Below are 22,684 nucleotides of genomic sequence, written 5' to 3'. Positions count from 1 at the left end.
GCTCGAATGCATCGAGCTTTACCTAACTGGAGTGAACCAGGCGACCGGGTACATTCGTTGGCGCAAAGGCCCGCCAACGGAGATCCGACAAAGCTCACATGACGGCCGACGCCGCACAACCTGTGCAATCAGGGGATCGGGCAAGACGGCAGCCGCTGGTCCGATCGTCAATGCCAGTGCCAAATTAGCCGGCAAGTCGCCAGCAAGTTTGCCCTGCAACGTGTAATCGATTGGTACCGGGAAGACGAGGCAAGGTGGTAGTGATTGGTATGCTTTGCTAGTCGACCACACTGCCTTTCGCAAAATGACGCCCCTCGCCTAGTCCGATGGCTTTTCGTTAGTCTCGAACGTTAGGGTAACGAGCCAAGGTGGTATTCGTTGGTGTGCACACGCCAGGGAAGCCTCACAAAGAGTGTCATCCATTGGTGTGATCTGCTCGCCGGTGGCCTCGGTGACGCAGGAGCAAGGTGGAATCCGTTCGAGTTGGAGCGACGAGCCCCGGGGTCGCTATGGTGTAAGTGATTGGTCTGACACCGCTGGCGCAGGAAAAATAGGTGAAGTATGTAACCTATTGATTATTTTGATAAAAAATCGAAGTTAGCGTCGCTCCATCCTGTCGTACCGCCCAAAGTGGTAGTGATTGGTGGCGCCCTAAAGCAATGGCGACACCAAGGTGCTATCCATTGGTGCTCCTAGCTGCGAAGGTGTAATCGATTGGTACAGATAGCGATTCGTCAGTTTACTTCGTGTTAATTCTAAGATTGAGCTTGTAAGCTATTGATATAAAAGAATGTAGCTCACCGGCGTAGCACCGCACCATGCACCAATCGCTACCACTTTGCCTTGGGTAAGAGAGCGTTGGCGGTCCCTTGGAGGCCCGCGACGGTTGCCAGATCCACCAACCGGTACCACCTTAGGTCCTGTTTCAAGTTGATTGAACGTTTATCTAAGGGTTACAGCGGTAGCGGTCACTCACAAAGGTGAATTGACGTCGCCCAGAATCGGCCAGGACTTCACCAACGGATATCACCATAGCCCAACGCATACTTCCGCGAACCTCCCGGAAGCCTGCGAATCTGGACCAATCAATGACACCTTAGACATCTTGTAGCCGCCATAGCGAAAGTAATCACTAACATTTCCAGCCCAAACACCACCAATCGCTATCACCTTGGCTCCTTCGCCGATGCCCGTTCTCTGCGGATGCTAGCGGCCACCTGCTTCAGGCCGAAGGTCTCGTCGCATTCGGCAGTTGGCGAGAGCGGGCCGTGTTAAGGCGAGAGTGCCTGTCGCTGGCAATCGCAAAGGCCGACTGAATACCCCGCTTATGGTTGGGAAACGCTATCCGCATCAGGCGCGCTCCTTCCAAGCTATCCGTCTATCCGGTTGGAGTGCTCCGCCTGGTCCGCATCCCGAGAATCGCCCGGGCCATGTCAAGGGCTGTGGAGAAAACGCGAGGGGAGGACCGCGTTTCGCTCATTTGCGGCTGCTGTTCGGCCGACCTGGTAGCGTCTCGTTCTGCTACCGCCCTGACCAGTCGAGTCATTTCCTCTAGACAATCGAGAGCTCGCTGGTGAGTGGCTGAAGATCAGCTAGTCACCAACGGTGTTCGCTTTCAAGCAATTTCAACGGTTCTCCCCGGGCGTCCCGGCGTGCCGCCGTCGGGTTCGCGGGCTGCGCCCTGCGCCTCGTGCCGAGTCGCGGCCATTCGGCTTTGATCCCTGACGCCTCCGGCCCTGTGGGCCTGCGCGCTCCGCTTGCCCATCCTTGCCTTCGTTGGAGGTGGATAGGCGGTCTTGCTGGTCCCTTCACCGTATCACGGCGTTCTCGCCGTCAAGGGCTGCGCGCTTTGGGCGCTTGCGGCCGTGGCCGTCTTCGACCCTGTGACCGCTTGCGCTGCGCCGTGCTGGACGCGGTTCCGKGCAATTCCGCCCGAGCAACCGGAGCACGATCATGTCGCAACTGTCCTTTTCCTCATTCGATTCCTCGCTGCTGGTGCGTGACGCGCAGGGGCGCTATCTGCCGGCGTCGGTGGAGAAGATTCTGGAGGCGGCGCGCCAGGTCATCGACCAGAAAATGCGGCGGGGCACGCCCTTCACGTCGTCGATGCTGGTCAAGGAGTACCTGAGCACCAAGTTGGCCGGCTTTGAGCACGAAGTCTTTGCGGTACTGTTCCTGGACTCGCAGCATCGGCTGATCGAGTATGTCGAGATGTTCCGCGGCACCATCGACAGCGCATCGGTGCATCCGCGCGAAGTCGTGAAAGAGGCGCTGCGGTTCAACGCGGCAGCGGTGATCTTCTCGCACAACCATCCGAGCGGGAACCCCCGGCGGCTCACGGATGCGCTGGCGTTGGTGGACGTACGCACACTGGATCACATCATCGTCGCTGGCAATGCCACAGCGTCATTCGCCGAGCGTGAACTGCTCTAACCTCGGGGGCCAAGGCCCCCTTTTTGCTGCGCCCGGCGCCGTGACTTGGTCCCGCTACGTTCGCGCCGGCGAAGCCGCTTCATATACGCATCGTCCACCAGATCGTCAGGGCCGAGACCCAATGCACCGTTCGCCAACGAGGCCAGCGTTCGATCGGTGAGCTTGAAGCCCCTTGGCAGTTGGCCGTAGTTCTTCGCACTGTTAGCGAACAGTGCCTTGAAAAAGTCGGCCCGGATGGGCGCGCTGCCGCTGCGGCAGCGGCCGTCAAGGGGTTCGTGGCCCCATGACGGCTTTTTCGGCGTCGGATGCCAGCGCTTGCAAGAACTCGCTCGGGGAAGGCCAGTACTTCAGGTCGAACTGGCGACGAATGGCGCCCAGCCATTCTTGAACGTAGGACTGGAATAGATGGTTGTGCTGGGACGCCGCTTCGATCACGTCGCCAACGTGGGAGCGGGCAAGGAATACGACCGCCTGATCGGCCCGTCGACGATGCGGCTGCGACTGATGATGGAAAGATGGTTTCGCGAACTGGGGTTGACAGTGCCAACACTGGAGCGCGCATCTGTCGAAAACCTGGATGCGTCGTCGCAAACGGTTCGTGTATTAAAGAGTTGGAACAGTTTCGGTGGCGACGCGACTGTCAAGGCAGCCGGACTCGCCCGCCTGCGCGAATGTACCGAGGAAGAGGAATACCTACCGTCGGCACGCCTCTCCCGAGATGAGGAGCAATTTGAAGCGATTGTGGACGTACCGGCGGCATTGGGCGACCTGCTTGACACGCTGTATTGGATTCAATCCCATACTGACGAGAAGATTGCCCMGGCACAGACACTTGAGATCGTCGACGCCATGCCGGTTGGGGCCGATCTGGGGACAGTCGCAGCCAAGGCGCTGTACCACCTGTTATACACATCGCCATGGGAAATCACGCAATACTTCGCCAACGGTATTGCGAGCATTCCCAGTATGCAGATCAAAATGCGGCATCAGCGCGAGCACGTCGGCGAACGCGTTGCATTGGCAGACTGGGAAGCCCTGCAACGCGAGACAGTGCTCTTGACGGGGTCTGGCCTGGATTCGCGCATGAGCGTGGAACTCGAGCGATTGGCTGTATCGTTGATCGATGAAGGCATGGCAAGGGACGTGCTGCCGTTAGTGATCGAGTATGCGGTAAGAGACTATCGGCAGTATCCGGAGTGGAGCGAGGCGGAAGCGACGCGCATCACAGGCATGCTTGATGAAGATTTTGAGCAAGTTCGGGAGGCACTGGGCGATCGGCCGAAGGATGAGGGCTCTGCCCGCGATGAGTGGTACGCACAACTGTCCGACCGCCTGGGTCTCAAAGAGCGCGAACGCCGCGTGGCGCAGCCAGAGCTCTGGGCGCGCTATGACGCGTGGTGCAAGTTTAAACAGGCAACTATCACCGCGATCTGCGCACATGTTGCGGCCGTTCTGCTATCGCTATTGCGCGTAGCCGCGAAGTAATCGGCTGTCGGYGTGCACGCGAGGGCGGGCGACCGCACCGCCTTCGCGTGTTCGGACGGCCCGTCGCTCGAGGCGATCGCCGCAGTGGGCTGCGGGCCGGCAGCAGGCCGGCAACCTCGCCGAAGGCATCGCGGGCTCGCGGCCCTTGCCTGCCGACCGATCCGCTCGTGTCKCTCGACGCGACCGCCAAGGTCAAGGTGCTTGAGCGCAATCAGGTGATGGCTGGTACTGTGATTGCCGGCGACCACCAACCGGAAGCGAGCCTTGCATGCGAGTGCGTGGCGCAGCGCGCCATCGTTATGCCGCTGGAGCCGATCTGAGCCGAGACCGCAAAGTCCGGAATCGATGCCCCCGGGGCGGATGGCCACGCGCCGACAGCAGCAGGCAAGGCCCGTCTGCCGTCGGGGGGCAATTAGGCCAGTTTGAAGGGAAGCTGGCGCAGCGGCTTGCCGGTGAGGCGCGCAATGGCGTTGGCAAAGGCCGGAGCCAACGGCGGCAGGCCAGGCTCGCCCATGCCCGTCGGTGGATCGGCACTTGGCACGATGTGGACGTCGAATGCGGGGGCGTCGGTAATGCGCGCCACCGTGTAGTCGCCAAAGTTGCTTTGCTCGATGACACCGTCCTTCAGCGTGATGGCCGAGCCCTCCAGGCACATCGACAGCCCCATGACTGCCGCGCCCTGCACCTGTGCTTCCACGGTGCGAGGGTTCACCACCAGATTGCAATGCACGCCGGCGGTGACGCGATGCAGTTGGGGGCGACCGTCCTTAACGGAGGCCTCCACGACATAGGCCACCACGGAATCAAATGACTCGTGCACTGCGACCCCCCAGGCGCGGCCGGCGGGTAGCTTCTTCTTCTTGCCGTAGCCGCTCTTGTCCACCGCCAGTTGCAACGCAGTGCTGTGGCGCGGATGCTTGTCGCTGAACAGGCGCATGCGGTAAGCCACCGGGTCTTGCTTGGTGGCGCGCGCAATCTCATCGAGCAGTGTCTCCATGACGTAAGCAGTGTGGGTGGAACCGACACTGCGCCACCATAGCACCGGCACGTTGGGCGTGGGGTGGTGTACGGTTAGGCGCATCGGTAACGGGTAGGGGTCGCGCATGCCCTCCGTGGCCGTGGCGTCGATGCCGTTCTTCACCTGGAATTCCCCGAACACCGTGCCCGAGGTAATGGACTGGCCAACGATGACATGATCCCAGGCCAGCACCTTGCCTTGCTGGTCGAAGCCGATGCGCGCCCGATGCAGGTGCATCGGGCGGTAATACCCGCCCTTGATGTCATCCTCGCGGCTCCACAGCGTGCGTATCGATGCCATCATGCCGGCGGCGCGCGCGGCCTTGGCGATTGCGCAGGCCTCAACCACGTAGTCGCTCGTACTCGCGAAGCGCCGGCCAAAGCCGCCGCCCGCCATCTGCACATGGATTTTTACCTGCTCAGGCTTGAGGCCAAGTACGCGCGCGGCAGCGGCACCGTCCAGTCCAGGGCACTGGGAGCCGACCCACAGTTCGGCACGCTCGTCGGACAGCTGGACGGTGCAGTTCAGTGGCTCCATCGGCGCGTGCGCCAGGTAGGGGAACACGAATTCCGCGTCCAGCTGGCGCGGCGCGGTGGCCAGCGGCGTCATGTCGGCGTCGAACTGACGCCGGCCGGGTTGCACCGCCAGCTCGCGGTACTGGGCCAGCAACCGTTCGCTGTCAGCCTTTTCGACCGCGGTCGTGTTCCATTGCAGCTTCAGCGCCTCGCGCCCTTGCTTGGCCGCCCAGTAGCCGTCGGCGACCACGGCCACGCCTTCGCCACCACGGTCCACCGGCACGCGCAACACTGCCTTGACACCCTTGATGGCTCGTGTGGCGCTGTCGTCTACTGCAGTCAGTTGCGCGCCAAACACCGGCGGATGTGCCACCACGGCCGTGAGCTGACCGGGCAGGCGCGTGTCGATGCCGAAGTCCTGGCGCCCGCTGCTCTTGGCACGCGCATCGATGCGCGTGGTGGGACTGCCGATGATGCGAAAGTCCTTCGGGTCCTTCAGCGTGACCTTCGCCGGCACCGGCAACGCCATGGCGGCCTCGGCAAGTTCGCCGTAGCTCAGCGTGCGGCCACCCGGACCCAACACCACCCCCGCGCGGGTGCGCAGCGAGGCCACGTCCACGTTCCAGCGCGTTGCCGCCGCCGACAGCAGCATCGCGCGGGCACGGGCGCCGAGCTCGCGGTACTGCGTGAAGCTGTTCTTGACCGAATGCGAACCGCCGGTGAGATGAATGCCGAACAGCGGGTCGACGTAGGCAGCGTCGTTCGAGCCGTGYCGGCTGCGCACCAGGCTCCAGTCCGCGTCGAGCTCCTCAGCCAGGATCATCGGCAAGGCAGTCTGCACGCCCTGGCCGAACTCCAGTCGGTTGACTGTCACGGTGACCTCGCCGCTGGGGGCGATCTGCACAAACGCCAATGGCTGCTGTGTCGGCTTCAGGGTGCTCGCGGCGCCGCCGGCACTGGCGGCCTGTGCCATGGCCAGATGCGGAAATGCACCAAGCGCCAAGCCGACGGAGCCGGCCAGCTTCAGGAAGCTGCGGCGCGGCAGCATGGCGGGTCCGTCGCTCTGGCTCCGCGCCAGCAGCCGCTGCAGATTGCGCGGCATTTCGCCGTGATCGAGACTAGGCAACATAGCGAATCCTTCAGGCAAGGGCCTTGGCGGCATCGGCCACCGCGGCGCGAATGCGGGGATAGGTACCACAGCGGCAGATGTTGCCCGCCATGGCGGCGTCGATCTCGGCAGCGCTGGGTTGCTTCCCGCGAGGCAGGGACCTGAGGAAGGCGGTAGCGCTCATGATCTGGCCGCTCTGGCAGTAACCGCATTGCGCCACGTCGTGTTTGACCCAGGCTGCATGGACTACGGTGCCGACCCGGTCGCTGCCATCGGTGGCAGCTTCGATCGTGACGATGGTCTTGCCCTCGGCAGCAGAGACCGGCGTGACGCACGAGCGAATGGCCTGGCCGTCCAGATGCACGGTGCACGCGCCGCATAGGGCAGCACCGCAGCCGAATTTGGTGCCAGTCATGCCAAGCCCGTCGCGCAGCGCCCAGAGGATGGGCGTGCCGGGATCGACGTCGACCGTGTGCTTACGGCCGTTGACGTTGAGTGTGCTCATGGAGGAGGGTTCTCCGTAGGTTGTGTCAGAAGACGAATGGCATGTGCTCACGGCGCAAGCGCCCGCATCAAAGAGCTCGGATGACGCGCCTAGCCGTGCGGGACCCTGAGCGCTCTTGATTCAGCATCTGGCAGGCTCGGGGGAAAGTAACAATAGCGACGGTAGCCAGTTTGAAGGAAGGCCCCCTGAACTGTTTGCTCAATCCGCCCAACGTCTTGTCTAATTTGACGATTTCATGCCGGACCGATCAGTCTCGCGACAGGCTCGCAGGATCGAGCGTCAGACTTGTCCAGTGGGAGACCGCCGTCCCACGATGGAGTGGAGCCTGCCTTATGGCCTGCGGGCCAAGCTGTGTGGCAGGCACGGCACTAGCGTCCTTGATCGTCTAGGCGATACAAGTGAAGCCCTCGACGTGCGCATCGCTCCACAGAGCAGCGTTTTCGGGCGTGATGCGCCGCCCGGCGCGAGGCGGTTGCTTCGACGGCCGGCAGACCCACGCCGCCACAAGCAAGCATGGTGTAGGGGTGTGGTGCCAATTATTCAGAAAGTCGTCGCAAGCCTGGTACTGGTATATCGGGGAGGCAACGATGCGGTCGCGCTTGCCGGATTCATCTGGTTTCTTGCCTAAACTGACGTATCGCCGCCAAAAGTGAGCGTGGGCGAAGCTGACGAATGCTAGACTGCGTCTGACTTGGCTACAGCAGAGTTCGGTTTGAGTAAGCGTGAAGGGCCACAATTTTCAGGGGTCACGATGATGAATGTTCTGGCTCAGGCCATCGGAAGATTTGCTCAAACCGATGGCGATCACACCACCGTGATCCCGGCACTGACGCTCCACTGTCGCAAGATGCCCACCAAGCCATTGCACTGCATTTACGGCCTGGGGTTGGGCGTCGTCGCGCAGGGTGGCAAGCAGATCACGCTCGGGGAGGAAGTAGTCGACTATGGACCGGGTCAGTCCATGCTGACGACCATCGATCTGCCCGTCCTCGCACACGTCACGCAGGCCAGCATGCGAGAGCCTTTTCTTGGTCTCATGTTGACACTGGACGTCCGTTCCATCATGGAGATCGCTTCCGAAATGGATTTGCSGCGACCGGGGAGAGACTGCTCTTGTCACCCCATTACGATCGAAAAGCTCGACCCAGCATTGGTCAATGCCCTGATCCGGCTCGTCGAATTGCTGGACGAGTCGGCATTGATTCCTCGGCTGGCGCCACTGATTCAGGAGGAAATCACCGTCCGCTTGCTGACGGGGCCACACGGCCCACAATTGCAGCACCTTGTTGCTGCCGGCTCCCCCAGTCAGCAGATTGCAAAGGCCGTGGCCTGGCTTAAGCAGAACTTCACTCAGTCGCTGCATGTGGACGAATTGGCGGTTCGCGCACGCATGAGCCCGTCCACCTTCCGGCAACATTTCCGTGCCATCACTGGCATGAGCCCGTTGCAGTTCCAGAAACAGTTGCGTCTACAGGAAGCACGGCAATTGATGCTCAACCAGAACTTCGACGCGGGCTACGCCGGTGGCCTTGTGGGCTATGAAAGCGCATCACAGTTCAATCGCGAATACAGCCGCCTTTTCGGCGCCCCACCTCAACGCGATATCAAGCGCATGAGACTGAGCTGAACGCCATAGAGCTGATGAGAGGTGCACTGGAGGATTCCGTCAAGGCTATCGATCGGACAGCCCTCATGCCGAGGATCTGCGCGCGCTACGACTTCACGGATCGAATAGGCACCGCCATGAAACGGCGTCGTACGGCGGGAATCTCAGCTATCTGACCTTCAGTAGAAGCGACGTGCCGGTGTGAGAACTCGGCGTTACCCCTTGTAATAGCGATAGCAGTCCACCACGTCTGTCTCCCAGCGTTCATTTCGTTCTCTGCTCTTCGTGGCTTCGTTCGTGCTCTACCGGCCTTCGTTGGTGCAGTTGTCGAATCGGGTTCTTGCCTCCTGAAAACGCATCGGTCGTAGGCATCCCCTTTAATTTCCTCCGCCACGACGGACTGACAACGCGCGCATGCTGCGAGGGCAAAACCGGAGAGAGCCTGTTTCATCGTTGCCTCCATTCGTCGGTAATGATCTCGCGAGCATAGAACGCTCACTTTTGGATCGAGGTGGACTGTGCGCGGTAACGCACAGACGAAATTCAATGTACTCGCTTCGTAACGGGAATGGTCTTTCAGCAACCTGCTAGGCCTGGTCGGTCGGCATGATCCACAACTCGCTCACGGACGCGTGGCGCGGCCGGGTGACCATGTAGGCGACAGCATCGGCGATGTCCTCGGCCTGCAGAACCTCCGTGGTCTCGTAGAAGGCGTCAATGCTTTCGCGCATCGCACCGCTGTTGTGCGAGCCCAACTCCGTGTCGACGCCTCCGGGCTCCAGCACACCGACTCGCACGTGCTTCTTGGTGATCTCCTGCCGCAGCGATTCGGTGAACCCGTTCACGCCGAACTTCGTCATGTTGTAGACGCCGTAGTTGGCCCATGCGACACGACCAGCGATCGACGAGATGTTAACAATGTCGGCGACCCGGCGTGGTCCTTCCTCGGCGGCGGCCACCAGGTGCGGAAGGGCCGCATGCGTCATGTAGAGCAGGCCCTTCTGGTTGATCGCGATCATCCGCTCCCATTCCTCCGGATTCGCACCAACGATGGGACCAAGCAGCATCAGGCCCGCATTGTTGACGAGGATGTCAAGGCGTCCGAACCGGTCGACGACCGTCTGAACCGCCGCCTCGGCCTGGGCACGCTCGGTGATGTCGGCGGGTACAGCGAGGGCGGTCCCGCCTGCCTCCTCGACCTGCGCGGCGAGGGCATCCAGCCGATCCTGGCGGCGGGCGACCAAGGCGACGGATGCGCCCTGAGTTGCGAGAGCCCGGGCTGTGGCGTAGCCGATTCCGCTGCTCGTTCCGGTGACGAGTGCGACGGTGCCAGCGAGTGATGATGCCATGAGTATGTCCTGTACGAATTGACGTGAAGACGATAGTCAGGCGTCGTCGTGGGCAAGCGAAGAAGACAGTTTGCGATGAGCATCAGCCTGGTCGAGAAGGGTCTTGGCCTTAACCTCGAAGGTCTGCACAGCATCGGCGCCTGCAGCGAAGCGGGCCGGCGGCTCGTCGAGTCCGGCGAGCTGCACAATGGCGTCGGCGAGCTTGGCTGGGTCGCCCGCCTGTTTGCCGTCCATGCCACTCCAGGCAGTGACGGTTTCCCTCGTGCGCTCGGCATAGTCGTCGATGGAAGGCTGCGCGTACGTGGTGGAGTCGGCGGTCARCAGTTCGGTCCGGAAGAATCCGGGCTCGACAAGCATCGTGCGGATGCCGAAGGGCGCAACCTCTGGCGCGAGCGACTCGATCCATCCCTCGATGCCGAACTTCGCGGCGGCATACGCCGAGCAAAACATTCCGCCGGCGATGCCGGCTGTCGAGGAGATAGTGAGCAGCAAGCCAGAGCGCTGCTTACGCATCACCGGCAGCACGGCGCGGGCGACGTTCATCGGGCCAAACAGCAGCGTCTCGATTTGGTTGCGGACCTGTTCGGGGCTGAGCTCCTCGAAGAAGCCGGCGTGGAAGTTGCCGGCGTTGTTGACCAGCACGTCGATCCGTCCGAACTTGCCGACGGCGGCCGCGCCCGCGGCCTGGGCGTCCTCCGAGCGGGTGACGTCGAGTTTGATGGCCAGCAAGTCGTCGTGGTCGCCGATTGCCGCCGTGACTTTCCCGGGGTCGCGGCCGGTCGCGACGACGGCGTGGCCAGCGGCCAACGCCGCCTTGGCAATGTCTACGCCCAGCCCACGGCCAGCGCCGGTGATGAACCAAACTTTCTTATCAGTCATGGTGTTCCTCTCTGTTCTTCGTGGCTGTGTGATCACGAATGTCCGCGCTAGTGGTGGTGATTCAGGCGTCGTGAGTAAGGTGAACGCCGCGGTAGTGTCTGGCGAGCTCACAAGTGCGTTGCATCCGCCTCGCCCTAGGGCAACGTCATCAGATGTGATCGTCAGGCAAACATCAGTGTGCTTACCCTTTGAATGCACCCCGATTGTGTCCGGTCTGGGGTCGAACTGCGTGCATGGATCGTCGTATTTGTTGCCTAAAACGACGGATCCTCATGCCGCTGATGACGGCTTGGATAGTGGGGGGAGCCCGTGACTGGTGACCACTAGTGAGCGAGGAAAGAGGGTGACTCTTCTACACGGAGATCCTTCAAAGCGCCCGTCCCGATGATCAGTAGGCCCATTCCGAACAGATCAAGCGGGCGGTTGGTGGTGTGCTGTTTTGTCTCGGTGAGCAATGTCGCACCGCGCCACATGGCAGCTAGGCCTAAGGGCACGTTCAGATAGAAGGCCCACTGCCAGCCGATCGATGCGATCACGAATGCCCCAAGGCTTGGCCCCACCGCAGCAGCCAGAGCACCAACCGCTCCCCATAGACTGATCGCCACCGCGCGCTTGCTGATTGGAAATRCCGCCAGCACGAGCGAGAGCGATGCGGGCGTCAGCAACGCAGCGCCGATGGCCTGAAGCGCGCGTGCTGCAATGAGCCACCCTACGTTGACAGCCAAACCACACGCAACCGACGCCACCAGAAACAGCCCTACGCCGGCCAGAAACACCCTTTTTCGCCCGTGCTTATCTGCCAACCCGCCAGACGGAGTGAGCGTTGCAGCGTAGGCGACAGTGTAGGCATTGAGCACTCAGAAGAGATCTGCCCCAGTGGCTTGAGGAAACCCCGCACGTAAGGCACTGAAGGTGGCGAACAGCATCGTGCCGGCCATCGAGACAAGGAACACCGCCACGATGGCGACCCAGAACACCGGCCAAGGTGATGCGGTGTTGAGCTGTGCATCCGGCAACGCTGGAGCAAGCGAGGCAGAGCCCCCGGTTGCTGATCTGTCTGGATTTGTCATAGGACTCTTCCGATGATGTGTGCCAGATCTGTTTCCGGTAACGCGCTTCAGGAGAGTCCGAACGTCTTGCGCAGACTCGCACCGACCGGTCCTGCCGGCATGAAGCGGCGCAGCTTGCTCAGAAGGGAGGCCTCGCCTTTGGGGGTACGGCGCATCTTCCACGCGCCGAGAGCGGCATCGACGACCGTGCTCGCGACGCCATCGGGGTCCGGTGCTTTTTGGACACTTCTTTGAATCGCCTGCGAAACGACGCTGCGCTCGTTGTCGTAGGCAGATAACTTGGAAGATGCGTGGGGGGCGTTGGTATCCAGGCTGGTCTTGGTAAACGAGGGCTCGACAAGCACCACACGGATGCCGAACTTGCGCACCTCGTGGTCCAACGTCTCGGACATCCCCTCCACAGCGTGTTTGGATGCCGAATAGAGACCCATGTACGGCGCCGGCAGAAAGCCGAGCACGGAGCTGATGTTGACGATTCTTCCCGAACGTTGCGCACGCATGTGCGGCAATACGGCTCGTGTGGTACGCAAGATGCCAAACACGTTGGTGTCGAACAGCGCCTGCGCTTCGGCAATCGACGTCTCTTCGGTCGCGCCGAGGTTGCGCACGGTGCCGAATACCCGGGAGCCCCGCAGCGCAAACTTCGCGGCGGTGGCGCGGCCGATGCCCGAGGACACGCCTGTAACGACGACAACTTTGGAACTCGACATGGCAGTTTCTTTCGGTATGGGTGGATCGGTGCTGCGGTAAAGGTTCGAGCGATGAACCGTGCTGAATGCGCAGCCTCAGTCGCGGGGGTGACTATTTGCTAGCAATGGCGGTCGATTCGTCGGGCTGCCACCCACCGCCCAGCGCCTTGAATGCCGCGACAGCAGCGCGCGCTGATTCGGTTTGCGCCTGCGCGCGCGCGTCTGACGTACGTAACAGGCTTTCGTCGGCTTGCAGCACTTCAATCAGGCTGACGACGCCTTTTTGATACGCAGCAAACGACGCATTTCGCGCGCGGCCAAGCGAATCCACGCCTTGTGTGAGCATGGCCGCTTGCTCCTCGCGCTTGACGAGAGCAGAGAAGGCGTCTTCCACATCCTCCGTGGCGCGCAGCACGGCGAGCTTGTACGCGGCCAGCATCTCCGCCTCTTGCCCCTTGGCCTGATCGATCTGCGCGTTGATACGGCCGAAGTCAAACAGGCGCCAGCGCAGACCGAGCACGCCGGCAGATTGACTGGCACCGCTACCGAACAGGCTGCCGGCGCCCACCGATGTAGCGCTGCCGAGCAGGCCGCTGAGCGAGAACTTCGGGTAGTACTCAGCTATGGCGACACCGATGCGCGCGTTGGAAGCCGCTAGCCGGCGCTCGGCGACGATGAGGTCGGGGCGGCGCCTCAGCAATTCGCCTGGCGATCCGCTGATCGCAATTCGCGGGGCGGCCGGGATGTCGCCGCCTTGCGCAAGCTCCGCCCGGTGCGTGCCCGGCAACGAGCCGAGCATCACATCCAGCGCGTTCATCGCCGCATCGAGGCCAGCCTCAAGCGGAGGGATGGAAGCGCGAACCTGAGCGAGTGCGCCTTCGGCCTGCCGGACTTGAAGCTCGGCCGCCAGTCCCTTGCCGTACAGCAGGTTGATGGTGGAGAGCAATTCTTCTTGCGTCTGTACCTGGTGGCGGGCCACTTTCAAGCGCGTCTGTAAGCCGCGGATGGTGATGTAGATATCGGCAGTCTGTGCGGCCACGGCCAGCCGTGTGGCGACTGCGCCCGCCTGGGAGGCCTGATAGTCGGCAAGTGCCCCCTCGCGGCCGCGGCGCAGGCCGCCGAAAACGTCCAACTCCCAGCTTGCGCCAACATCGGCCTCAAAAGCGTTGCCGTAGCGGTCGAAGCCGGGCCGCGAATTCAAGACGCGGCCCAAAGGGGTTTCGACGGACTGGTACGCACGCGCGGCCTGGCCCGTGACATTGCCGGAGGGCAGCAACGCGGCATTGGCAGCGCCAAGCCCCGCACGGGCTTGCGTGACGCGGGCGAAGGCCTGTGCAAGGTCCAGGTTTTGTTCCAGCGCGAGCTGCACGTACCGCGTAAGTTGCGGATCGCCAAAGCCAGCCCACCACGCAGGCAGATCGGCTTCGGCATTGGCTGTCCGCTGCTCCACTGCTGTCTGGCCCTGGAATTGTCGGGGAAGTGGCACATTGGGCGTCACATAATCGGGGCCGACGGCACAAGCGGTCGCCAGGCTGGCAGCGAAGAGGGCCATAAGGGAGTGTTTTGGCAACATCGAGGATGTCTTCCATCAGGTTTTTGTGACTATAGTACAAAATGGTCACGCGTTGTTCAACTATCGCGACTCGCGTAAGCTGGAGCCTATGAAGACCACCCCCTACCCCGTTTCCGCCCGTGGCCCGGCGGACCATGACGTGCGAGACCAGATCGTTGCCGCCGCCACCGAGCACTTCAGCCGCTACGGCTACGAGAAGACCGCCGTTTCCGATCTGGCCAAGGCCATYGGKTTTTCCAAGGCCTACATCTACAAGTTCTTCGAGTCCAAGCAGGCCATTGGCGAGATGATCTGCGCCAACTGCCTGCGCGACATCGAGGCCGACGTGAATGCCTCCAGCCTCGTGCTTCGGAGTCTTTCCCCCTGACGCGCAGATTTTTTGAGTGTGACCATTGACTAAAGTGGTCACGGGAACCAGAATGAAAGCCCAGATCATCTTGTCGATGGGGCTTTCATGCTTTCTCGTTGCTTTGTTACCTCTATCGTTATTGGTGCGTTGTCGCTCGCTTTGAGCGCTTGCGGCGAAAAGGCCCCTGCCGATCCGCGCACCGAGGCACCGTTGGTGCGTGCCGCGTTCGTTCAGCCCGTCGCTTCCGCGTCGCGTTCATTCACGGGGGTCGTCGCTGCCCGGGTGCAGAGTGATCTCGGGTTCCGCGTGCCCGGCAAGGTGTTGGAGCGGCTTGTGGATGCCGGGCAGACCGTCAAGCGCGGGCAGCCGCTCATGCGCATCGACCCTGTCGATCTGAAGCTCGCCGCGCACGCACAACAAGAAGCCGTGAGCGCCGCGCGAGCGCGCGCGCACCAGACGGCGGAAGACGAAGCCCGCTACCGCGATCTGCGTGGAACTGGCGCCATTTCCGCCTCGGCCTATGACCAAGCGAAGGCTGCGGCGGACGCCGCCAAAGCCCAGCTGAGCGCAGCGGAAGCGCAGGCCGATGTTGCGCGTAACGCCAGCCGTTACGCAGAGCTTGTTGCCGATGGTGAAGGTGTGGTCATGGAGACGCTGGCCGAGCCCGGCCAGGTCGTCAACGCAGGGCAAGCCGTCGTACGGCTGGCCCACGCTGGCCGACGTGAAGCGGTGGTCCAGTTGCCGGAAACGTTGCGGCCGGCGATCGACTCTGTCGCACAAGCCACGCTTTTCGGTAAGGAAAGCGCCGGTGTACCTGCCAAGCTGCGGCAACTGTCGGATGCTGCCGATCGGCTTACCCGCACGTTCGAAGCGCGCTATGTGCTGGATGGGGAACTGGCCAATGCGCCGCTGGGCGCCACCGTGACGATCCAGATTCCCGATCGGCTTACCACCGTGCAAGGCGATCTGCAGGTGCCGCTTGGTGCCGTGTTCGACGCCGGCAAGGGCCCGGGTGTGTGGGTCATCCAGGGTGATCCGGCGAAGGTGTCGTGGCGATCCGTCACCATCGTGCGCCTCGGCGACGAAAGCGCTCGGGTTGCTGGCCAAGTCAAGCAAGGGGACCGGATCGTCGCGCTTGGCGCACAACTGCTGCGTGAAGGACAGCAAGTCCGTGTGGCAGGGCAAGGTGCCAGGACTGCCATCGCGGGGGTGCGCCTGTGAGCCAAGGTCGTTTCAATCTATCGGCGCTCGCCGTGCGCGAGCGCGCCATCACGTTGTTCCTTATCTGCCTGATCTCTCTGGCGGGTCTCATTTCCTTCTTCAAGCTTGGCCGCGCGGAAGACCCGGCGTTTACGGTCAAGGTGATGACCATCATCACCGCGTGGCCCGGCGCGACGGCGCAGGAAATGCAAGACCAGGTGGCCGAGAAGATCGAAAAGCGCATGCAGGAGCTGCGCTGGTATGACCGCACGGAAACGTACACGCGGCCGGGCCTGGCGTTCACCACGTTGACCCTGCTCGACAGCACGCCGCCGTYGGAAGTGCAGGAGGAGTTTTACCAAGCGCGCAAGAAAGTCAGCGACGAGGTGGCCAACCTCCCGCCCGGCGTGATCGGGCCGATGGTCAACGACGAGTATGCGGACGTGACCTTTGCGTTGTTTGCGCTCAAGGCGCAGGGCGAACCGCAACGTGTGCTCGTGCGAGATGCGGAGACGCTGCGTCAGCGCTTGCTGCACGTGCCCGGCGTGAAGAAGGTCAACATCATCGGCGAGCAGTCGGAGCGCATCTATGTCGAGTTTTCCCATGACCGGCTGGCGACGCTGGGCGTGAGTCCGCAAGAGGTTTTTGCCGCGCTCAACAGCCAGAATGCGCTGACGGCAGCCGGCTCGGTGGAAACGAAAGGGCCGCAGGTATTCATCCGTCTGGACGGCGCGTTCGACGAGCTGCAGAAGATTCGCGATACGCCGGTTGTATCGCAGGGCCGAACGTTGAAGCTGTCGGACATTGCCACGGTCAAGCGTGGCTACGAGGATCCTGCCACGTTCATGGTGCGCAATGGTGGCCAGCCTGCCTTGCTGCTGGGCATCGTCATGCGCGAAGGCTGGAACGGGCTGGACCTGGGCAAGGCGCTCGACAAGGAGGTGGGCGCCATCAACGCTGACATGCCGCTCGGCATGAGCTTGTCCAAGGTGACCGACCAGGCAGTCAACATCGCCGCTGCCGTCGATGAGTTCATGCTCAAGTTCTTCGCCGCGCTGCTGGTGGTCATGCTGGTGAGCTTCGTCAGCATGGGTTGGCGCGCGGGCCTGGTGGTGGCCGCGGCCGTGCCGTTGACACTGGCGGTCGTCTTTGTGGTGATGGCTGCGACAGGCAAGAACTTCGACCGCATCACACTTGGATCTTTGATTCTGGCGCTCGGCTTGCTGGTGGACGACGCCATCATCGCCATCGAAATGATGGTGGTGAAGATGGAAGAAGGCTACAGCCGCGTCGCCGCTTCGGCATATGCATGGAGCCACACTGCGGCGCCCATGCTGTCGGGCACGCTGGTGACCGCCGTCGGCTTCATGCCCAATGGCTTTGCGCGATCCACCGCGGGCGAATACACCAGCAACATGTTCTGGATCGTCGGCATTGCGCTGATCACGTCCTGGGTGGTCGCAGTGGTGTTCACGCCTTACCTAGGCGTAAAGATGCTGCCCGACTTCAAGAAGGTCGAAGGCGGCCACGATGCGATCTACGACACTCCGCGTTACAACCGCTTCCGTGCGCTGCTCGGGCGTGTGATTGCGCGCAAATGGCTGGTCGCGGGTTCGGTCGTCGGGCTCTTTGCCTTGGCCATCCTCGGTATGGCGGTGGTCAAGAAGCAGTTCTTCCCAATTTCGGATCGGCCTGAAGTGCTGGTCGAGGTGCAGATGCCCTATGGAACATCGATCAACCAGACCAGCGCGGCCACCGCAAAGCTGGAGGCTTGGCTCGCCAAACAGAAGGAAGCCAAGATTGTGACGGCTTACGTTGGCCAGGGTGCGCCGCGCTTCTATCTGGCGATGGGGCCGGAACTACCGGATCCGTCGTTCGCCAAGATCGTGGTCCGCACCGACAGCCAGGAAGAGCGTGACGCGTTGAAGCAGCGCCTGCGCCGGGCGATTGCCGACGGCCTTGCCCCCGAGGCGCGCGTACGGGTCACGCAGCTCGTGTTCGGTCCGTACTCTCCGTTCCCGGTTGCCTATCGCGTGACCGGCCCCGATGCGGAGACGTTGCGCCGCATCGCGGCAGATGTTCGGCAAGTCATGGACGCYAGCCCGATGATGCGCACGGTCAATACCGATTGGGGGATGCGCGTACCGACGCTGCACTTCACCTTGCAGCAGGACCGCTTGCAGGCCGTGGGGCTGACCTCCAGCGCCGTCGCGCAACAACTGCAATTCCTACTCAACGGCATTCCGGTGACGGCGGTGCGCGAGGACATCCGCACGGTGCAGGTGACCGCCCGCTCGGCCGGCGACATCCGACTGGATCCGACCAAGATCGGCGACTTCACGCTGGCAGGCGCCAACGGGCAACGCATTCCGCTCTCGCAGGTGGGCAAGATTGATGTGCGCATGGAAGAGCCCATCATTCGGCGGCGCGATCGCATGCCGACGATCACGGTGCGAGGCGATATTGCCGATGGCCTGCAACCGCCCGACGTTTCGACAGCCGTCAGCGCGCTGCTTCAGCCAATCATCGAGAAACTGCCTGACGGATACCGCATTGAACAAGCGGGTTCCATTGAAGAATCGGGCAAGGCGACGAAGGCCATGCTGCCGCTGTTCCCGATCATGCTGGCAGTCACCCTGCTGATTCTCATCTTCCAGGTGCGGTMCATTCCGGCGATGGTCATGGTGTTCCTGACCAGCCCCCTCGGCCTGATTGGCGTGGTGCCAACGCTGATTCTGTTCGGGCAAYCGTTCGGCATCAACGCGTTGGTTGGCCTGATTGCGTTGTCGGGCATCTTGATGCGCAACACGCTGATCCTGATCGGGCAGATTCAGCACAACAAAGATGAAGGGTTGAATCCGTTCAGGGCCGTTGTGGAAGCCACGGTCCAGCGTGCGCGGCCGGTGATCCTTACCGCGTTGGCCGCCATCCTGGCCTTCATTCCGCTGACCCATTCGGTGTTCTGGGGCGCGCTCGCCTATACGCTCATCGGCGGGACGTTTGCCGGGACGATCTTGACTCTGGTGTTCCTGCCGGCCATGTACTCGATCTGGTTCAGGATCCGGCCCGGCAGCGCGGCCGATGCGCAGCGTGATCGACACGAGACCGTGCAGGCCACCGGACAACTGGCGTCCGAGTCATATTGAATCGCGAGGGCATGTTTCCGCCGCATGGCCCCTTGATTTCAATCCACTTGCATTAAAGCGACTTTTAGACGGGACATTGGGTGCATGGCCTCCACCCAAGGCGTGCTGCTGCGCGAGAGGTCACAAAAATCGTAGTGAGGAGACAAAATATGAAGGTAAATCCAATTCTTCTGGGCTCCTTGAGCCTATTTTCTGGCATGACTTGGGCTCAGTCTAACGTTATCCTGTACGGCGTTGCAGATATGAGCATGGAATACGCAAATCACGTCGGTACGGTGCCATTGGCAAGCAATGGGTTCAATAGTGGGCCCGGAAAAAACGTCTATCGAATGGATTCTGGCGGCCTGTCCGGGTCGCGCTGGGGGATTCGCGGCACAGAGGATATTGGTGTCGGTCTGCAATCCATTTTTGTCCTTGAGAGCGGCGTTAGTCTCGATAACGGAACCCAGATGCAGGGTCGACTTTTTGGCCGCCAGGCGTTCGTTGGAGTGCAAAGCAGCTCACTCGGAAAATTCACATTCGGGCGTCAATACACATCGCTGTTCGATTCCATTGCGAATTTTTCACCAACGATCTACGCAACGCAATACTCACCAACCGTACTTCTTCTTGGTCCGGCCTATCGAGAAGACAACACGGCGAAATATAGCGGTGCTTTCGGTCCCTTCACTATCGGTGCCCATTGGTCCTTTGGAACAGGTCTTGCGTTACCCGCCACCGCGCCAAGCACAATCCCGCTCACAGGAACCGGAGAGGTTCCGGGGCAATTTCGCAGAGACTCTGCGTATGGCGTTGGAGTGAATTATTTTGGTGGAAGTTTTGGAGCCGCACTGGCCTTTGACGAATTCAATCCGAGCATGGTGAACGGGACGGGAGGTTTCAAAAAACTCGCGGTTGCCGGAAGTTATGCTGCGGGGCCTGCAAAGCTAATGGCCGGGTACCGCTGGGGAAAGAATAGAGATGGGGCCGGAAGTGAAATCCTGCGAGACGATTTCTATTGGATCGGCGCAAACTACAAGTTGAAACCGAGTGTGGATTTAACTCTGGAGTATGCGTACGACAAGATTCACCGAAGAGTGGGTGAATCGCAAATGGGCAATCCATGGCAAGTAACGGCAATCGCAAATTATTCATTCTCCAAGCGTACAAGTGCCTACGTCGTAACTTCTTTCGCAAAGAACGCGGGACTCAATCTTGATAATAGCGCCGTAAATTATGCCAACAGTCTGGGGACAGGGAATAGCTATGCCCTCGGTGCAGGTGAGACCTCCATGCTCGGGGTAGGGCTTGGAATCCGTCACACGTTTTGAGTGGTGCTTTGAGATGCCTTACAAGAATTCTCGGCGTTTTATTCAGATGGTATTTGCCTCAAGGAGCGAAAAATGATTACCAAGTCGGAAATTCTTAGTGGGTTCGCCGTCGCGGTGCTGGTGGCATCGAGCTTCACAACGGTTGCGCCCGCTGGAAGCAAGGGCGAAAAGGGACGCCCTCGGGTGGACGTTGCGCTCCATGTCAAGTTGGACGCCAATGGCAGTGCGACGAAGTGGGGAGCCTTTGATCCGTTCAGCGACGGCACGCGAACTGGCATGCCCGATTCACATGTGGACACCGCAAAGCTCAAGGTGCTCGACACGTTCGGTGCTGGCTTCGACATGCAATCGACCGACAGCGATTCGCTAAGTAACTGCTTGACTTGAACTCGTTGCTTCCCATGTTGGGCGCTGCATAAGCAGCGGAAAAATTTTGTACCCGCCTGCCCATGTTACCTCCGTGCTCTCTCGACCTTGGCAGGCGGTCTTTTTATATACGATTGCTTTCCCAACTATGTCCCACACGGGCACTTCTGCGACACTGGCGTGCGACTATCATGTTGTTTCAATTACGTTGGCTCCATGACAGCCAATTGTTTCCTCATAAATATCAGACAACAGGGATCATCAAGATTCCGCAGGGGATTGCCTCGTTCGAGGCGTCAGCCGCGGTAGCGGGCGGCAGGCTTGTCATTCGAGAAACCAGCAGCGAGCGTGGCGCGGGCTTGCTCAAACGCGTCCCATGCGGACGCCTCAGGCACCGGCGGAATCGTCACCAGTTCTTTGCGGTCAAAGCCCACCAGGGCCGCAGCAACGAGGTCATCGACCTCCATGACGTCTGGCACCTTGCTGATGTCTCCACCGGACCGTTCGTAAATCTCGGTGCGTGTCGCCGCTGGCAGAACCGCCTGGATGTAAACCCMCTTGGCATTGACTTCTGCTGCCAAGCTTTGCGAGAAAGTGAGCACGTAGGATTTGGTCGCAGCGTAAATGCCTTGGGAATACTCAGGCAGAAGCGCCAACACCGACGCAATGTTGATGATGGAGCCACCGCCGCGTTTGACCATTCCGCCAATGACTGCAGATGCGAGCATCGTGGGCGCGTGGACGTTCAGTTCCAGCAGCCTTTTCATGTCTGTCGGATCAGCCTGCTCGAAGCTGGTGATCAAGCCTGCACCTGCGTTGTTGACGAGGATGTCGATCGCCGGCTGTGCGCGCAGACGCCGTGCGACTTTGTCGAGTTGCGCAGAATCGGTCAAATCGGCCGTGAGAACCTCGATTGCCACGCCATGCGCCTGGCCAAGTTCCTCTGCCAGCGCATTGAGACGGTCGGTGGCACGAGCGACGAGTACGAGATCATGGCCGCGAGCGGCGAAACGGCGCGCATAGACAGCACCAATGCCGCTGGAGGCACCTGTAATAAGAGCGGTAGTCATAGCAAATTTATCCTGGTCAGTCTCCAACGGTTCAGTGAACTGCTGGCGAGCAATGCAAAATGCATCACATGTAGAGATGTTCTGCGACGAGAGGGAAAGAGGTTAGCCGCGCGCGGTCAAGGTGAGCATGTTGAAGTGCTCGTAATGACCGACGCCGTTCTTCACGATGGGGTCTTGTGAAGTAAAAGAGGCGATATCTTGGTCGTCGGCGATTTGGTAAAGCGAAACGCCATAACCGTCGCCATCGTTGATCACCGGACCGTGCGCCACGATCAGGCCTTGATCAAGAAGTTCATTCATGAAGGCGCCATGCTGCGCCATCCATTTCTTCTCATCGGCGGACATGGTGGTCAGAAAATCAGCGCGAGGGGGGACGAACTTGCACAGGTAGTACTTCATGACGGTTCCTGTCAAAGATTTGGGAGTGCGTACTTCAAGCTGTTTCCACGCTCTTCAGAATTGACCCTTCAAACATCTTGGGCGCGTAGCTCTGTAGGAAAAGGATCATCCCGGTCATCTTTCCAACTGGATTGCTGAACTTCGGCTTCTTGGTCTCAATCAGCTTGGTGATGGTGTTGACCACGGCGTCGGGCGCTTCCGCCCCGTCGATGCCCTTTTGTGTCGCAGCGTCTGCTTGCTTGCGGTAGGCGTTGTAGTCAGCAATTCGGCCACTTGTTTGGGAAACAGCGTTGTTAGCGAGATTGGTCTTGAACCACACCGGCTCAACCATGCTGACCTGGATGTTGAACTGATCCAGCTCGAACCGCAGAGACTTGAAGTAGCCTTGGACGGCGTGCTTTGAGGCCGTGTAGTACGAGAGGTTAGGTGGACCAATCAGACCCACGATGGAACTGACCGTGATGATCTGCCCATGCTTCTGTGCCCGCAAACGAGGCAGCAAGGCATTCGTCACTTTGACCGTACCCCAGAAGTTGGTTTCGAATTGTTGTCTGCCCAACTCGACAGGTGTTTCTTCTGCCAGCCCCGTCACCATGTAGCCAGCGTTGTTCACC

Annotated in this window: 17 protein-coding genes and 2 pseudogenes; 9 read left to right on the top strand and 10 right to left on the bottom strand. The window is 60.9% G+C overall.

Annotated elements, in window-relative coordinates:
• The first annotated feature begins 1,953 nt into the window (after window positions 1-1,953).
• The 3 genes from AC1DS3_RS31005 to AC1DS3_RS30995 all read left to right on the top strand — a co-directional run bounded on the left by AC1DS3_RS31005 (window position 1,954) and on the right by AC1DS3_RS30995 (window position 4,238).
• Window positions 1,954-2,433, top strand: a complete 480-nt coding sequence (locus tag AC1DS3_RS31005; protein WP_441637342.1) for a JAB domain-containing protein — start codon at window positions 1,954-1,956, stop codon at window positions 2,431-2,433.
• Between the two features lie 405 nt (window positions 2,434-2,838).
• A complete protein-coding gene (locus tag AC1DS3_RS31000; protein WP_477128636.1) occupies window positions 2,839-3,918 on the top strand; it encodes a thioredoxin family protein in 1,080 nt (359 codons plus the stop codon).
• 167 nt (window positions 3,919-4,085) lie between these two features.
• Window positions 4,086-4,238 carry a hypothetical protein gene (locus AC1DS3_RS30995; RefSeq protein ID WP_477128635.1) on the top strand — a complete coding sequence of 51 codons (153 nt, stop codon included), beginning with the start codon at window positions 4,086-4,088 and terminating at the stop codon, window positions 4,236-4,238.
• Between the two features lie 92 nt (window positions 4,239-4,330).
• Here AC1DS3_RS30995 and AC1DS3_RS30990 read toward each other — a convergent pair whose 3' ends face one another.
• Together AC1DS3_RS30990 and AC1DS3_RS30985 are read right to left on the bottom strand one after the other, a co-directional pair.
• The gene (locus tag AC1DS3_RS30990; RefSeq protein ID WP_441637348.1) at window positions 4,331-6,580 is read right to left on the bottom strand and encodes a xanthine dehydrogenase family protein molybdopterin-binding subunit; all 2,250 of its coding nucleotides are present in this window, start codon (window positions 6,578-6,580) and stop codon (window positions 4,331-4,333) included.
• A gap of 10 nt (window positions 6,581-6,590) precedes the next feature.
• Entirely contained in the window at window positions 6,591-7,064 is a 474-nt protein-coding gene (locus tag AC1DS3_RS30985) for a (2Fe-2S)-binding protein (protein ID WP_441637350.1), read from the bottom strand.
• A gap of 712 nt (window positions 7,065-7,776) precedes the next feature.
• On the opposite strand from AC1DS3_RS30985, the gene AC1DS3_RS30980 reads away from it, so the two are divergent.
• Window positions 7,777-8,691, top strand: coding sequence for an AraC family transcriptional regulator (locus AC1DS3_RS30980; protein WP_477128634.1), 915 nt, complete (start codon window positions 7,777-7,779; stop codon window positions 8,689-8,691).
• A gap of 566 nt (window positions 8,692-9,257) precedes the next feature.
• Here the strand turns inward: AC1DS3_RS30980 and AC1DS3_RS30975 are convergent.
• The 5 genes and pseudogenes from AC1DS3_RS30975 to AC1DS3_RS30955 form a co-directional block, all read right to left on the bottom strand.
• Window positions 9,258-10,019 carry an SDR family NAD(P)-dependent oxidoreductase gene (locus tag AC1DS3_RS30975; protein ID WP_441637354.1) on the bottom strand — a complete coding sequence of 254 codons (762 nt, stop codon included), beginning with the start codon at window positions 10,017-10,019 and terminating at the stop codon, window positions 9,258-9,260.
• Between the two features lie 36 nt (window positions 10,020-10,055).
• Window positions 10,056-10,898 (bottom strand): SDR family oxidoreductase, encoded by an 843-nt coding sequence (locus AC1DS3_RS30970; protein WP_441637356.1) that lies wholly within the window; start codon window positions 10,896-10,898, stop codon window positions 10,056-10,058.
• Window positions 10,899-11,233: 335 nt separating this feature from the next.
• Window positions 11,234-11,968 (bottom strand): annotated as a pseudogene (locus tag AC1DS3_RS30965) (MFS transporter); the annotation flags it as partial.
• A 47-nt stretch (window positions 11,969-12,015) separates the two neighbouring features.
• The gene (locus AC1DS3_RS30960) at window positions 12,016-12,678 is read right to left on the bottom strand and encodes an SDR family NAD(P)-dependent oxidoreductase (RefSeq protein ID WP_477128633.1); all 663 of its coding nucleotides are present in this window, start codon (window positions 12,676-12,678) and stop codon (window positions 12,016-12,018) included.
• A 91-nt stretch (window positions 12,679-12,769) separates the two neighbouring features.
• A complete protein-coding gene (locus tag AC1DS3_RS30955) occupies window positions 12,770-14,230 on the bottom strand; it encodes an efflux transporter outer membrane subunit (RefSeq protein WP_477128632.1) in 1,461 nt (486 codons plus the stop codon).
• Between the two features lie 88 nt (window positions 14,231-14,318).
• Here AC1DS3_RS30955 and AC1DS3_RS30950 point away from each other — a divergent pair.
• The 5 genes and pseudogenes from AC1DS3_RS30950 to AC1DS3_RS30930 all read left to right on the top strand — a co-directional run.
• Window positions 14,319-14,567 (top strand): annotated as a pseudogene (locus AC1DS3_RS30950) (TetR/AcrR family transcriptional regulator); the annotation flags it as partial.
• 117 nt (window positions 14,568-14,684) lie between these two features.
• Window positions 14,685-15,800, top strand: a complete 1,116-nt coding sequence (locus AC1DS3_RS30945) for an efflux RND transporter periplasmic adaptor subunit (protein WP_441637364.1) — start codon at window positions 14,685-14,687, stop codon at window positions 15,798-15,800.
• Complete coding sequence (locus tag AC1DS3_RS30940) at window positions 15,797-18,925, top strand: efflux RND transporter permease subunit (protein WP_477128631.1); 3,129 nt, start codon at window positions 15,797-15,799, stop codon at window positions 18,923-18,925. The genes AC1DS3_RS30945 and AC1DS3_RS30940 overlap by 4 nt, the downstream gene beginning before the upstream one ends.
• Before the next feature lie 149 nt (window positions 18,926-19,074).
• Entirely contained in the window at window positions 19,075-20,235 is a 1,161-nt protein-coding gene (locus tag AC1DS3_RS30935; protein WP_477109602.1) for a porin, read from the top strand.
• A gap of 72 nt (window positions 20,236-20,307) precedes the next feature.
• Window positions 20,308-20,622, top strand: coding sequence for a hypothetical protein (locus AC1DS3_RS30930; protein ID WP_441637370.1), 315 nt, complete (start codon window positions 20,308-20,310; stop codon window positions 20,620-20,622).
• 275 nt (window positions 20,623-20,897) lie between these two features.
• Here the strand turns inward: AC1DS3_RS30930 and AC1DS3_RS30925 are convergent, their stop codons facing one another.
• The 3 genes from AC1DS3_RS30925 to AC1DS3_RS30915 form a co-directional block, all read right to left on the bottom strand.
• On the bottom strand, window positions 20,898-21,671 hold the full coding sequence (locus tag AC1DS3_RS30925; RefSeq protein WP_477128630.1) for an SDR family NAD(P)-dependent oxidoreductase: 774 nt from the start codon (window positions 21,669-21,671) through the stop codon (window positions 20,898-20,900).
• 102 nt (window positions 21,672-21,773) lie between these two features.
• Window positions 21,774-22,070, bottom strand: a complete 297-nt coding sequence (locus AC1DS3_RS30920) for a YciI family protein (protein ID WP_441641609.1) — start codon at window positions 22,068-22,070, stop codon at window positions 21,774-21,776.
• 34 nt (window positions 22,071-22,104) lie between these two features.
• Window positions 22,105-22,684: SDR family NAD(P)-dependent oxidoreductase (locus tag AC1DS3_RS30915; RefSeq protein ID WP_477128629.1), on the bottom strand; the 580-nt coding region annotated here is incomplete at its 5' end.

It is taken from the genome of Cupriavidus sp. 01L46 (genome assembly GCF_056399905.1).
This window is presented reverse-complemented; position numbering and strand designations above follow the sequence as displayed.